General features: G+C 47.1%; 10 protein-coding genes. All 10 read left to right on the top strand.

Annotated elements, in window-relative coordinates; all coding sequences use genetic code 11:
• Positions 1–114: 114 nt before the first annotated feature.
• The 10 genes from hisI to ACZ5PW_RS02205 all read left to right on the top strand — a co-directional run bounded on the left by hisI (position 115) and on the right by ACZ5PW_RS02205 (position 13,553).
• Positions 115–486 (top strand): phosphoribosyl-AMP cyclohydrolase, encoded by a 372-nt coding sequence (hisI, locus tag ACZ5PW_RS02250; protein WP_464557656.1) that lies wholly within the window; start codon positions 115–117, stop codon positions 484–486.
• Entirely contained in the window at positions 486–1,361 is an 876-nt protein-coding gene (gene hisG, locus ACZ5PW_RS02245) for an ATP phosphoribosyltransferase (protein WP_464557654.1), read from the top strand. The genes hisI and hisG overlap by 1 nt, the downstream gene beginning before the upstream one ends.
• A gap of 448 nt (positions 1,362–1,809) precedes the next feature.
• Positions 1,810–4,980, top strand: a complete 3,171-nt coding sequence (locus ACZ5PW_RS02240) for an efflux RND transporter permease subunit (protein WP_464557652.1) — start codon at positions 1,810–1,812, stop codon at positions 4,978–4,980.
• A 465-nt stretch (positions 4,981–5,445) separates the two neighbouring features.
• Positions 5,446–6,771, top strand: coding sequence for an APC family permease (locus tag ACZ5PW_RS02235; protein ID WP_464557650.1), 1,326 nt, complete (start codon positions 5,446–5,448; stop codon positions 6,769–6,771).
• Positions 6,772–6,978: 207 nt separating this feature from the next.
• Positions 6,979–7,272 (top strand): Hpt domain-containing protein, encoded by a 294-nt coding sequence (locus tag ACZ5PW_RS02230; RefSeq protein WP_464557649.1) that lies wholly within the window; start codon positions 6,979–6,981, stop codon positions 7,270–7,272.
• 123 nt (positions 7,273–7,395) lie between these two features.
• Positions 7,396–9,798, top strand: coding sequence for a type I DNA topoisomerase (topA, locus tag ACZ5PW_RS02225; RefSeq protein WP_464557648.1), 2,403 nt, complete (start codon positions 7,396–7,398; stop codon positions 9,796–9,798).
• Between the two features lie 328 nt (positions 9,799–10,126).
• Entirely contained in the window at positions 10,127–11,047 is a 921-nt protein-coding gene (era, locus tag ACZ5PW_RS02220) for a GTPase Era (protein ID WP_464560473.1), read from the top strand.
• Positions 11,048–11,154: 107 nt separating this feature from the next.
• Entirely contained in the window at positions 11,155–11,862 is a 708-nt protein-coding gene (locus ACZ5PW_RS02215) for a YggS family pyridoxal phosphate-dependent enzyme (protein WP_464557646.1), read from the top strand.
• Between the two features lie 61 nt (positions 11,863–11,923).
• Complete coding sequence (locus ACZ5PW_RS02210) at positions 11,924–12,685, top strand: motility protein A (RefSeq protein ID WP_464557645.1); 762 nt, start codon at positions 11,924–11,926, stop codon at positions 12,683–12,685.
• A 34-nt stretch (positions 12,686–12,719) separates the two neighbouring features.
• Positions 12,720–13,553: an OmpA/MotB family protein gene (locus tag ACZ5PW_RS02205; RefSeq protein WP_464557643.1), complete on the top strand. Its 834-nt coding sequence runs from the start codon at positions 12,720–12,722 to the stop codon at positions 13,551–13,553.
• Positions 13,554–13,556: the final 3 nt, after the last annotated feature.

The raw sequence follows: 13,556 nt of genomic DNA, 5'->3' as shown, positions 1-13,556 counted from the left end.
CAGCCGGCGCTTTTTTTGTGTTCATGGAATCTCTATACAGGCAGCAGGCTGGAATATATTCCAATTTAGTAATCTTCAAACAGGCTCATAAGGCCGCTCCAGACAGAGGATTGTATGATCAAGCCAGATTTTGAAAAAATGGAACTCATACCTGCCATCGCGCAGGATGCCGAAACAGGAGAGGTCCTGATGATGGCATACATGAATGAAGAAGCATGGAATAAAACGCTTGAAACCGGTGATGCCCATTACTGGAGCAGAAGCCGGAGTACCCTCTGGCATAAGGGCGGCACATCGGGCCATGTTCAGAAGATCAAGTCTATCAGAATTGACTGTGACAGTGACACTCTTGTGCTGCTTATTGATCAGATTGGCGGGGCTGCCTGCCACAAAGGTTATAGAAGCTGCTTTTATCGTGAACTAAAGGACGGCGAAGTTATTGAATGTTCGCCCATGGTTTTTGACCCCAAGGAGGTATACAAATAATGTCCAATAAGCTCAAAATCGGTCTGCCTAAAGGTTCCCTGCAGGATTCAACCATCAAACTCTTTGCCAAATCCGGCTGGAAAATCAACCTGCACCACAGAAACTACTTTCCGGATGTAAACGACGAAGAGCTCAATATTTCCATGTGCCGCGCGCAGGAGATGGCGAAATATGTCGAAGATGGCATTCTTGATGTCGGTATGACCGGTAAAGACTGGATCCTTGAAAACAACTCTGATGTTGTTGAAGTTTCCAGCCTCGTATACTCCAAAGTCTCAAACCGTCCTGCTCGCTGGATTCTCGCAGTAGCCGGAGATTCCCCCTACCAGAAGCCCGAAGATCTTGCGGGAAAAAAAGTTGCCACTGAACTTCTCGGTGTAACTAAGAAATACTTCGAAGATAAAGGCATTGATGTAGAGGTTTTTTATTCTTGGGGAGCCACTGAAGCCAAGGTGGTTGAAGGGCTTTGCGATGCTATTGTCGAGGTTACGGAGACCGGAACCACCATCAAGGCGCATGGGCTCAGAATCATTGATGAAGTGATGCAGACCAACACCCGTCTGATTGCCAACAAGGAAGCTTGGAATGATCCTTGGAAGCGTAAGAAAATAGAAAATATCAATCTGCTTTTGCAGGGTGCTCTCCGTGCTGAGAAAATGGTCGGCCTTAAAATGAACATGCCTAAGAAAGCTCTTGAACAAGCCATGAAGGTAATGCCCAGCTTGAATTCTCCCACTGTTTCCTCGCTTTCCGATGCCGAGTGGGTATCCGTTGAAATCATGGTCGAGGAAGTTGTTGTCCGTGAGCTTATCCCTCAGCTCATTGATATGGGCGCAGAAGGCATTATTGAATATCCTCTCAATAAAGTTATTTAATCATAATCCTGCCGTTTGATAAAAACCCGGAAAGTTGAAATCTTTCCGGGTTTTTTATTACTTAAAGACAGGATAAGTGCCGGTAATGTAGTGGTTTATGGAATCTTTTTTATCCCTCAAAGCGGAACACTGGTGTAAATCCAACATAGCTGCTTGTCAGAAAATTTTGCAGCAATGATCAAAATAGTCATGTGTGCTTTACATATAATCGCTAGAGTATTATCGGTGAACGCTGTTTACAGTGTGCGTTAGAATTGTTCTACTGCTAATAATATATTCGGTTCAATTCCAGTTTCTTCCTGAAAACATATATGGCCCTGCTCAGGCATGGTCGGTGCAGCTTAAGTCAGATTTAGGTATGACAGGCTGTGGTCCAGGAAGTGGTTTCTCAATAAAAAAGTGTATGTTCACTTGTCCATTAGCGTTATAGATTTTCGGAGGCATTTCCATGAAAGGCTTGCTGCGTTTCACATTGAAACAGACTGTTTTCATCAATGTTATTTTTGTACTGCTGATGGTTGTCGGTATTTTCAGCATGACAGATCTTCCGGTGGAACGTTATCCGAACGTGCACATGGGCAAGGTGATGGTAAGCGGCTTTCTGCCGGGAGCTTCTCCGTCTGATGTGGAAGCGCTGGTAACCAAAAAGATCGAAGATGCTTTGGACGATCTAGAAAATGTTGAATATATCCGATCGCGGTCTTTTCGTGAGCGTTCGAGCATCATGGTCAAGTTCATTGATGATACTGATTATGCAACGGGCTATGACGAATTAAGATTCAGGGTACTGTCGATCCAGAATGATCTTCCGAGGGAGATGGACCCGCCCAGTTTTATGGAGATCAATGTCAGTGAATGGCTTCCGGTCATCAGGCTGTGTCTGGTAGGCGACCGTGCTAACCGGGCCCTGTCCATGATGGCTGACGAGATAAAGGTCCAGTTGCGGAAGATACCGGGGGTTAATGAGGTTGAGATAGAGGGGGAGTATACCCGTGAATTTCATGTGAATCTCGATCCACGTAAACTGGTCCGTTTCAAGCTCACCTTTGATGATGTAGCAAGGGCACTCGATGAGGCAAATATTTCCATTCCTGCCGGAGACTTTGTTGCCGCGAGCGGTGAATATGTCATTGTAGTTGATGAGAGGTTTCGTACCCGTGAGGAGATTGCTGAAACCATCGTGCGCATGGACGGAGACGGTTCTTTTGTAACTGTCGGCGATGTTATGAGTGATGCCCGTGTTGCTTATCGTGATCCTCAGGTGATCACCTCCATTAACGGGCATAATGCGGTTACTCTTAAGATCGTTAAATCTGTGGACGGTAACGCGGTCACAATCGCTGAAGAAGTTGAAAAGATTGCTGATTCATTTCATGAACCTCTTGAAAAAGAAGGGGTCAGCATTGTTTTGACCAGTGATCAGCGTCTGCACATTGACGACGCGCTTAATACTCTTGGCATGAACCTGCTTGTGGGTATAGTGCTGGTTTTTATAGTTATTTACCTTGTTATGGGCTTCCGTAACGCAATGCTGACCACGATCGGGGTTCCTTTTGCCTTTCTGGTTACCATGATCATAATGAAGCTGACCGGGAACTCGCTCAACCAGATAACCCTGTTTTCCTTTGTTCTCGTTACGGGGATCATAGTTGATGACGCTATTGTCGTTGTGGAGAATATCTTCCGGCATGTGCAGGAGGGCAAGCCCCTCAAAGAGGCGGTAGTGGACGGAACTGCGGAGGTTTTTCTGCCCGTTGTTTCGGCAACTGCAACCACTGTTGCCGCGTTTCTGCCCATGCTTATTATGTCTGGATCTACCGGGGAGTTTTTTGCTCAGGTTCCCAAAGCAGTTACCTTCGCCCTCATAGCCTCCCTGATTGAGTGTCTTTTGATTCTTCCTCCGCATTTTCTGGATTGGCCGGGTGCTAAAAGCCTTGCCTTGAATAGTGAGAGGCACACTCGTGAGCCGGCCTTCATGCATCCTTTGCGCAAATGGACAGACGGACTTCTGTCTGTTGTGATGCGTTTCCGTTTCAGTTCCTTGACAGTTGTGCTTGTGGCTTTCATATCAGCTATTTTTATTCTGGGAGTTTCTCTCAGCGGTACTTTGCCGTTGATCAAAATCAAATTTTTTCCTGATGACTACTCACTTTATTATATTGAGCTAGAAGGCCCGGAAGCGACCCCTATCGAGGTTACTTCCGATAAACTTAAGCGTATTTCGGTATTTGTGGAAAAGATGGGGCCGGGCATGGCCAAGTCGGCCACGGCATTTGCCGGTTTTTATCAGAATGAGGACTACGAGATGGTCCATGGCAGCAATCTCGGAAATATCGTGGTTGAATTGCCGGCCAAGGAAAAACAGGTTTTTGCGGATGCTCCGAAAAATGATCCAGGCAGCCATCTTGAGTATATGCGTAAAGCCCTTGAACAGTTTGACGAGGAGGGGTGGACATTCCGTGTGCGCCCCGAGAAGGACGGGCCTCCTACCGGAAAGGATATAAACATACGTATTCTGGGTTCCGATCATGCCTCTGTGAAGGAGCTGACCTCGGCAATAATGAGATTTATCAAGGAGAATGAGGAGCTTGGTCCTCATCTTGTTAACCTCTCCACAGATGACGGTACACCCAACCGTATTTTCCGTTTTGAGCCGTTAAAGGAGAGAGTGGCTGAATACGGATTAACCCCCAGACAGGTCGCATCGTTATCGGGATCTGTTCTTGACGGCAGATTTGTCGGTGAATTCCGGCTTTCTGATGAAGATGTGGACCTCCGTCTAAAGATTGACCCTGATTATCTGCTCACTCCTGAAGATGCTCTGGCCATACCTGTACTGGAACATAATCAAAGTCCGGTCCGTCTCGGGGATATCTGTGATGTCTCCATTTACATGGAATCGGGGCAGTTCAACCGTTTTATGAGCCAGCGTGCGGTGACTATCACCGCAAATATCAAGCCCGGTTCAAGGCTTTCATCTCCAGCCGCAGTTAACAGGGTTCAGAAGTATTATGAGAGTGTGCGGTTAGACTATCCGGGGGCAACTATTAACTTCTCCGGTGAGTTCGAGTCGACCAAGAAGTCCTATACCTCGCTTGTTTATGCTTTTCTAACCGCTATTTTGATCATTTATCTAATTCTGGCGACCCAGTTTCAGTCTTATGCCCAGCCGGTTATCATTCTTTCTGCCGTGGTTTTTTCCCTGACCGGAGTAATTCTCGGGACCTTTGTGTCTCAGACAATATTCACTGTAAACAGTTTCATTGCCACTGTCGGTGTAACCGGTGTCGTGGTCAATGACTCCCTTGTGCTGCTGGATTTCATGAATAAGCTCTATAAAGGTGGAATGAACCGCAAGGAAGCCATGCGAGAAGGAGTGCGTATAAGACTGCGCCCCATTCTGCTTACGACTCTGACCACAACTCTTGGACTGCTGCCCATGGCTGTGGGATTTCCTTCCTACTCGCTGGTCTGGGGTGCTATGGCTTCAACATTTGTTACCGGTCTTTGTACAGCTACTTTTCTGACTTTGTTCATAATCCCCATTGAATGGGATCTGCTCATGGGTTTTATGGAGTGGCGTGAGAATCGCAGAAAAAAGAAGGATGTAGTCTCCTAATAAAGTACTTGCCTTTCCCGGCAATTTAATAATGGTCGCTTATAAAATCCCGTGCAGCTTATGTTGCCCGGGATTTTTCAATTTATTGATACAGCAAGCCATTCTTGCAAGTGCCGAAGCATATTGTCTTTTATGTGTTTGCAGCATTTTGCGGTATTGCGAATTCAATTCTTATTTTTGAGTAATTTATTAATACTAAATTTCCTTTTTGATCATAAATGGTAAAAAAAATCTGGACATAATTGTAATATCCGAGCAAAAAAACCTGTTTGTACACAGATACGGAACAATGTCTGGGAATCAGAAATTTCTTTTATCTCCAGCAGGGATGCTCAGGCCGGGACGTTTATCTTGTGTTTTTTTGTTATGGCTCTTTCCTGTGTTGCCGCATACTTCCATACTCGCGCCATTTTCAGAGTAGGGGGCAGGGAAGCTGGATAAAATATAAAAGGGGTGTGTTCCGGAATGGATAATTTACAAAAAAAATACGGGTTTTGGACTGCAACTGCAATGGTTGTGGGAATTGTTATAGGCTCCGGTGTATTCTTTAAGGCAGATGATGTCCTCAAGGCCGCAGGAGGTGATCTCCCTACTGCCCTGATCGCATGGCTGATCGGTGGGTCCATCATGGTTGTCACAGCATATGTTTTTTCAAAAATAGCTACCCGCATCGAGAAGGTAAACGGTCTCGTGGATTATTTTGAAGAAGCATATGGTGAAAAGGCCGGCTATATGGTCGGCTGGTTTATGACCTTCATTTACTACCCGACCCTTGTGGCCGTTCTTGCATGGGTTTCCGCTAACTATACTGTGGGCCTCATCGGAATGAAAGATGCTCTCTGGCCTCTTTCATTTGTATATTTGACCGGTTTTTTTCTTCTCAACTACTATTCACCTGTTCTGGCCGGTAAATGGCAGGTTTCTTCAACTGTAATCAAGCTCATTCCTCTTGGACTTGTGGCCATTGTCGGCGGAATAGCCGGACTGACCAGCGGCCAGACCATGCAGAATTTCGTCCAGACTGCTGAAGCCATTTCAGGCAGCGGTGGCGGACTTGCCGTTGCAACTCTCTCAACCGCTTTTGCCTACGAGGGCTGGATCATCGCAACTGTAATCAATGCCGAACTCAAGGATGCAAAACGCACTCTGCCCAAGGCTCTGGTTGTAGGGACAATTGCGGTAATGACCATCTACATGCTTTACTATCTCGGAATTTCAGGGGTGCTGACTAATGATCAGGTTCTGGCCGAGGGCGATGCTGCACCGGTTCGTGTTATTGAAATGATTTTCGGTTCTGTAGGCGGAACACTGCTTACTGTTTTCGTTATTATTTCCTGTCTGGGAACTCTCAACGGCCTGATCATGGGTTGTGCCCGCGGCATGTTTTCCATTGCTTCCCGTAATTTGGGGCCCAGAGCGGACCTGTTCAAGAAAATCAACCCCGTTACCAACAGCACCAGCCACTCCGCTATTCTGGGATATTTCCTTTCTCTGTTCTGGCTTATGGTCTGGTATGGTAACTTCCACGGCTGGTGGGGACAGTTCATGGATATCTCAGAACTGCCCATCGCATTCCTTTATGTTATCTACATTTCCATCTACATCTGGGTTATGAAAACTTTTACCGAACTCGGTCCGCTGGGCAGATTTATCTGTCCTGTGCTGGCCGGTTGCGGTTCAATTTATATAATCTGGGGTGCAATTCAGAAGGATATGTTTATTCACTTCCTGATTCTGGCTCTGCTGATTGCCGGAGCCGGAGTAGCCCTGATGAACAGCTCCAGACGCTAACCAATTTGCATTAAAAGAAAATAATCGTATGATACCCGCATTGCCTCGAATGTGGGTGTCAGACTGTCAGGAAAGCAAGATCTGAATTGTTGCTGCGTCAAAGATCCGATTGTTTTTTCACCAGTCTGTTGATTTTGAGTTTGTCAGCATAATCAAGCCCGCATTTTAAAATGCGGGCTTTTTGTTTAACGGGAGTAAGGTGAATATATGGGCAGTCTTGAAGAAAAGCTGGCTGAGCTTAACAGAAAATATGCTTTGGCTCTTGGTGATCGAGTAGCTGAACTTGAAAAAAATCTTGCAGACTATGAAAGTTCAGGTTCCATGGTGGATTTGGTGAAGCTTTACAAGGGAGCGCATGCGGTGGCAGGTTCGGCAAGAACTTTCGGACTTCCTGAGGTGACAGTCAAGGCCAAGGAACTGGAGTTGGCTGCACGTGATGGAAATGAAACAAAAATTTTACATGATAAATTATGCGCTTTAAAAAAATGCATTTCTTCCTGATTCTTGAGATAGTTAATAATAATATCTGAAGGTTTTGGTCGGTGGTTTTGAAGGGGGTATGTACCTTCCGAATGATTTTTTATGGTTGCATAGTGTCTACTTGATGGTTATAGGCTCCAAACTATGAGCAAAGATTTGATTGTTGTTGAGTCCCCGGCAAAGGTGAAGACTATTAGCAAGTTCCTTGGAAAGAACTATCAGGTGGCTGCTTCCGTTGGCCATGTGCGGGATCTTCCGAAGAACAAGCTCGGAGTCGAAGAAAACGGTGATTTTACCCCACAGTACCAGATCATTCCCGGAAAAGAGGATGTGGTCAATAAACTGAAGAAGGCTGCAGCAAAGGCTGATCATGTCTTCCTGGCTCCTGACCCCGACCGTGAAGGAGAGGCTATTGGGTGGCACGTTGCGGCCATCATCAAGGAAGTCAATGAGAATGTGAGCCGTATCCAGTTTAACGAAATTACTGCCAAGGCCGTTAAGGAAGCATTGGAGCACCCCAAGCCGCTAAACGAGCAGCTTTTCGATTCCCAGCAGGCGCGTCGTATTCTGGACCGCCTGGTTGGCTACAAAATTTCCCCCATCCTCTGGAAAAAGGTGAAACGCGGCATTTCCGCAGGGCGCGTCCAGTCTGTTGCCCTCAAGCTTGTTGTGGAGAGAGAAAAAGCCCGCCGTGCTTTTATTCCCGAGGAATACTGGCTTTTCAAAGCGCATGTTGAGGGTGATAATCCGCCTCCTTTTGTTGCTGACCTTTGGAAAGTGGACGGTAAGAAGGCTGAAATAGGTTCTGCTGAAGAAGCAGAAGCTCTTGAAGCTTCTGTCAAAGGAGTTCCTTTTGAGATTACCGATCTTACTGAAAAGGAACGCAAAAGAAATCCCCTGCCGCCTTATATCACTTCCACCCTTCAGCAGGACGCAAACCGCCGCCTGGGATATACTGCGAAAAGAACCATGACTCTTGCTCAGCGTCTGTACGAAGGTGTCGAACTCGGGGAGAAGGGAACAACAGCTCTCATCACCTACATGCGTACCGATTCCGTCCGAATTGCCAACGAAGCCCGCGATACAGCCAAGAAGGTTATTCTGGAGAAATACGGCAATGAGTTCTATCCGGAAAAGCCCCGGCACTATAAGTCCAAAGGTGGGGCGCAGGACGCTCACGAAGCGATCCGTCCTGTTGATGCTTCAATTCTTCCCGAGGATGTGAAACCTTTTCTTCCGGCGGACCAGTTCAAGGTTTACAAGTTGATCTGGAACCGTTTTATTGCCTCTCAGATGGCTCCGGCCCGTTTCTGGGATACCGTGGTCACCATTGAGGCCAAGGACACCATCTGGCGTTCAAAGGGCGAGCGTCTGCTTTTTCCCGGTTTCATGCGTGTGATCGGTAAAACCGGAGATGAAAACCTTGTTGAGCTCCCCAAGCTTGAAAAAGGTACGGTACTCAAGGTCAACAAGATTGACAGTGAACAGAAGTTTACTCAGCCGCCGGCCCGTTACTCCGAAGCATCTCTGGTGCGGGAGCTTGAGGAAAAGGGTATAGGCCGCCCCTCTACCTACGCTTCCATTATTTCTACTATCCAGGATCGCGGTTACGTCAATCTTGATGAAAAGAAATTTATTCCAACCGAGCTTGGTTTTGTTGTCAGTGATCAGCTCTCGGAACACTTCAAGGAGCTTATGGATGTAGGGTTCACTGCAGCCATGGAAAAGCAGCTTGATGATGTTGCAGAGGGCAAGATGGAGTGGACCTCGCTGATGAAAAGCTTTGTTGACGGGTTTTACCCTACTCTTGAAACCGCTTCCAAGGAAATGAAGCGCGGAGGAGAGGATACGGGTATCACCTGTGAGAAGTGCGGCAGTCCGATGGTAATCAAGTTCGGTCGTACCGGGGAATTTCTCGGCTGCTCCAATTATCCTGACTGCAAGAGTATCGTCAATTTCACCCGGGATGAAAAAGGCAAGATCGTTCCCCTTGAAGATGAAGCTCCTGAGGACACCGGAGTCACCTGTGACAAATGCGGTTCTCCCATGGCAGTAAAACGCTCCAGTCGCGGAGAGTTTCTTGGGTGCACTGCTTACCCAGACTGCCGCAATATCAAGAATTTTGAACGTGACGATGAGGGTAAGATTAAAGTCGTTGAGACGGCGGAGCCGAAAGTTGTCGGTAAGTGTCCAGACTGCGAGAAGGGTGATTTAATTATCAAACATGCCCGTAGCGGCAGCCGTTTTATTGCCTGCTCAAATTATCCTGACTGCAAATATGCAAAGCCTTTCTCAACCGGGGTAAAGTGCCCGCGAGAAGGCTGCAAGGGCGATCTGGTTGAGAAAAGCTCCCGCCGTGGAAAGATTTTTTATTCCTGTGACCAGTATCCGGACTGTGATTATGCCGTTTGGTATCCTCCGATAGATGGTCCGTGTCCAAAATGCGGTCATCCGGTTCTGGTCAAAAAGACTACCCGTGCCAAAGGAGAGCATATAGCGTGTCCTGAGAAAGGGTGCGGTTATGTTCAGGAGTCTGAAGAAAGCTGAAATTGATAACCACCTGTTTTCACGTGAAACTAGAAAAAGTCTAAATTTTTTGTAGTTGAGTGAAAGACCAATTCAACCCTTTCCAGCTTTGATTTGGAAAGGGTTTTTTGTGTGTGACTGAAGGGCTTCGGCCAGAGGGTATTTTGAAATTGGCGTAGCAGAGGAATTTCGTGTACTTTGCAATCGGTAGTTGCGGGGATCATGTTTCGTAACTTCAGCCAACAGCAGCTTTATGGCTCTGTTTGTGGAGGGAATCGGGATTCTGATCTCTGTTCCGCCTTATCACTAATAAATTCAATCGGTGCAGCAAGAGCGCCGTAATGAGGAAATAATAATGTCTGAATATAAATTCGGCTGGGTCGCACTGATCGGCCCCCCCAATGCCGGTAAATCCACATTGATGAATCACTATCTCGGCCAGAAGGTGGCAATCGTGTCTCCCAAACCCCAGACCACCCGTAACCGCATCAGCGGTATTCTGAGTAACGATGAGTCACAGGTTGTTTTTCTGGATACTCCCGGTATCCACCGCATGCGTGGTAAGATGAACCGTTTTCTGCTTGATTCTGCATGGGAGGCGCTGGGCAACTCGGATGCTATTATAGTCCTTTTTGATGCAGCTCTGTATGCTTCCAAGCCTCATCTCATGGAGAAGGATCTGGAGCCGGTGGTCAAATCTGTCAATCAGTCCCGCAGACCGGTTTTCGTTGCTGTTAACAAAGTTGACAAAGTTAAAGATAAAGCCAGATTGCTTCCGGTTATGGAAAAAGCCCAGGAATTCTGGCCTGAGGCGCAGTTCTTTCCTGTTTCCGCTTTAAAGGGCGAGGGGGCGGATGTGCTTCTGGAAAAAGTCGTTGAGGCTCTACCGGAAGGAGCGCCCATGTTTCCTGAAGATCAGATCTCAACTGTTCCTCTGCGCTTTATGGCTTCTGAAACTGTAAGGGAAAAACTTTTTATGAGTCTTCAGCAGGAACTCCCCTACAACACTGCGGTGGAAATTGAATTCTGGACCGAGGAAACAGACCGCAATCTGGTTAATATCGGGGCAATAATATATACGACCAAAAAGAACCACAAAGGTATGATCATTGGTAAGGGTGGCCAGAACTTGAAGAAAATCGGTTCACAGGCCCGTCAGGAACTCGAAGAGATGCTCGAAATGAAAGTCATGCTGGAACTGTGGGTCAAAGTCCGTGAAGGCTGGACTGAAGATGTCGGCTTTCTGCGCTCATTGGGACTCGGCGAGTAGCCGGTTTCGATGAATCTTGTCCTTTTGTTTTCTTTTTATTAAAGAAATTTATATAATCAACCGAATTTTACAGTAGGCCGTTTTTATAAACAGGCGGCATTGATCGTATGAGTAACAGGGAAAAAGAACTTAAGTGCAACCTCGCTGAGGTTAAGGAAGAAGTGGCTGATGCGGCATTCCGCTGCGGGCGTAAAGTTGATGACGTTACCGTTTGTGCTGTTTCCAAGCTGCATGCCGCTTCAGATATCGAGATATTATATAATGCCGGGCACCGTTGCTTCGGGGAGTCCTATGTTCAGGAGGCCCTAGCCAAGCAGCAGGAGTTGTCCGGGCTTGATATCGACTGGCATTTTATTGGTGGACTGCAGTCCAAGAAGGCCAAACAGGTAGCTGGTAATTTCAGCGCGGTGCACAGCGTTGATTCTTCCAAGTTAGCTTTTTTGCTGAATAAAAAGGCTGAGCAGCTTGAGGTTGTTCAGAACATTCTTATTCAGGTCAATACGGCAGGGGAAGAGCAGAAAAGCGGTGTGGGCGAGGAACAGCTCCCTGCACTTATTGAAGAAGTGCTCGGGTTGAATAATATCAAACTTGTAGGTTTGATGGCTCTGCCTCCGTTTTTTGACAAACCTGAACAGGCCAGACCGTATTTTGCCCGCTTGAGAATGCTTGGCGAAGGTATGGAGAAACTGTTCGGGATAAGCCTTCCCGAGCTGTCCATGGGCATGACCGGTGATTTCAAGGTTGCAATTGAGGAAGGTTCCACCATGGTCAGGGTTGGAACGAAAATATTCGGAAAAAGGCCAGGATACTGTTAGTTTAAGTGCAATGTAACTAAACGTGAACAAGGGCTTTAAAACTACCTAACAGGCGGAACTAATGGATCTGGGTACAGTCATAGGCATCGTGCTCTCTTTCGGGCTGGTTCTCTCGGCTATTCTTGTCGGTAGTTCTCTGACTATTTTTATTTCTGTTCCGTCTATGCTGATTGTTATTGGCGGGACTATCGGGGCATCATTGGTCAACTATCCCATGGGACATGTGCTGGGGGTTGTCGGTGTAATCAAGAAAACTTTTTTTTCCAGCCTTGAATCGCCCTCTGAAATCATTGATAAGTTCATGGATTTTGCTAACCGCGCCCGCCGCGAAGGTATCCTCTCGCTTGAGCCTGCACTTAAGTCCATAGAGGATGATTTCCTTCGTAAAGGGTTGCAGCTTACGGTGGACGGTCTTGAGCCGCAGGTCATTCAGGAGATTCTGGAGACTGAAATCCAGTACCTGGAGAACAGGCACGAAACCGGCGCCGAGATTCTCAAGATTTTTGCTGACTTTGCTCCGGCCATGGGCATGATCGGTACTGTTATCGGTCTGGTGCAGATGCTTCAGACCATGAGTGACCCCAGTACCATCGGCCCGGCAATGGCTGTTGCACTGCTGACCACTCTTTATGGAGCTATTCTTGCCAACCTTGTATTCACTCCCATGTCAGGCAAGCTTAAAACACGCAGCAAAGAGGAGATTCTGCTCCGTGAAATGGTCATGGAAGGGATAATTTCTATTTCCAAAGGTGAGAACCCCAAAATCATAGAGGAAAAGCTGAACAGCTTTCTGCCTCCGAAAATCCGTAAAATAGTTGATTAATAACTGATCGATAGCAATTGCCGTAAGGAGCTGCATGGGTAGAAAGAAGAAGCCGCCTGAGCCGGAAGGCCAGCCTCTGTGGCTGGTGACTTTCAGTGATCTCATGACTCTCATGCTTACCTTTTTTGTCCTTCTGGTAAGTATGTCGGTTGTTGACGAGCGCAGGAAGCTTGTTGTCCTCGGTTCCATCATCGGTACCTTCGGCTTCGGAACCAAGGGATATGATGTTTTATCCCAGAATGACGCACGCCGTACTGTTGAGGTGGGACCGTTGGAGATCACTTCCGATCTTGAGCCTATCAAGCCGCTGTTGTGGGAATTTGCAGAAGAAGACCTTCGCTTTGAGTCCAACCGTTTTGTTCAGATTCTTTCCATCGGTGCCGATGTCCTTTTCACACCAGACAGCACCAACCTATCTCTTGAAGGCGAGAGAATACTGGACACGGTTCTTCCCGTCCTCAAGCGGGTCAAGCATCCGGTTATGGTGGCCGGCCATACTTCAATACTGCGTGACGAGCTGGGAGAGGACTACCGAGTGGAGGATAAGAATTTAACTCCTGATATTTCATGGAAAATATCTTTGGACAGGTCACTGGCTGTTTACAGTTATCTGGTTAACAAGGGTATGAATCCGGAGATGTTGAAGCTTGAAGCTTTTGGTAAATTTCGCCCCCGGCATCCTAATTCAAACCCTGAAGGAAGAAAAATGAATCGGAGGGTGGACCTGGTCCTAGATACCCGCAGTGCCGCCGTGGAAAAAGAGTTGAAAGAATACCAACGTCCTGTTGAAAAAGATGAATCCTTCAAGTTCGATGGATTTGAATTTCCTATCGGTGATCCCCGCAACCCTGAAACACGGGATCAGTGAGGT

This window comes from Maridesulfovibrio salinus (genome assembly GCF_055394525.1).
The sequence above is the reverse complement of the archived record's forward strand: the minus strand, read 5'-3'. Positions and strand labels throughout refer to the sequence as shown.

Bases quoted from the DNA above. Each gene is read 5' to 3' on its own strand.
- topA (WP_464557648.1), top strand. From the start codon at position 7,396: ATGAGCAAAGATTTGATTGTTGTTGAGTCCCCGGCAAAGGTGAAGACT.
- ACZ5PW_RS02230 (WP_464557649.1), top strand. From the start codon at position 6,979: ATGGGCAGTCTTGAAGAAAAGCTGGCTGAGCTTAACAGAAAATATGCT.
- hisG (WP_464557654.1), top strand. From the start codon at position 486: ATGTCCAATAAGCTCAAAATCGGTCTGCCTAAAGGTTCCCTGCAGGAT.
- ACZ5PW_RS02240 (WP_464557652.1), top strand. From the start codon at position 1,810: ATGAAAGGCTTGCTGCGTTTCACATTGAAACAGACTGTTTTCATCAAT.
- ACZ5PW_RS02210 (WP_464557645.1), top strand. From the start codon at position 11,924: ATGGATCTGGGTACAGTCATAGGCATCGTGCTCTCTTTCGGGCTGGTT.
- ACZ5PW_RS02215 (WP_464557646.1), top strand. From the start codon at position 11,155: ATGAGTAACAGGGAAAAAGAACTTAAGTGCAACCTCGCTGAGGTTAAG.
- hisI (WP_464557656.1), top strand. From the start codon at position 115: ATGATCAAGCCAGATTTTGAAAAAATGGAACTCATACCTGCCATCGCG.
- ACZ5PW_RS02235 (WP_464557650.1), top strand. From the start codon at position 5,446: ATGGATAATTTACAAAAAAAATACGGGTTTTGGACTGCAACTGCAATG.
- ACZ5PW_RS02205 (WP_464557643.1), top strand. From the start codon at position 12,720: ATGGGTAGAAAGAAGAAGCCGCCTGAGCCGGAAGGCCAGCCTCTGTGG.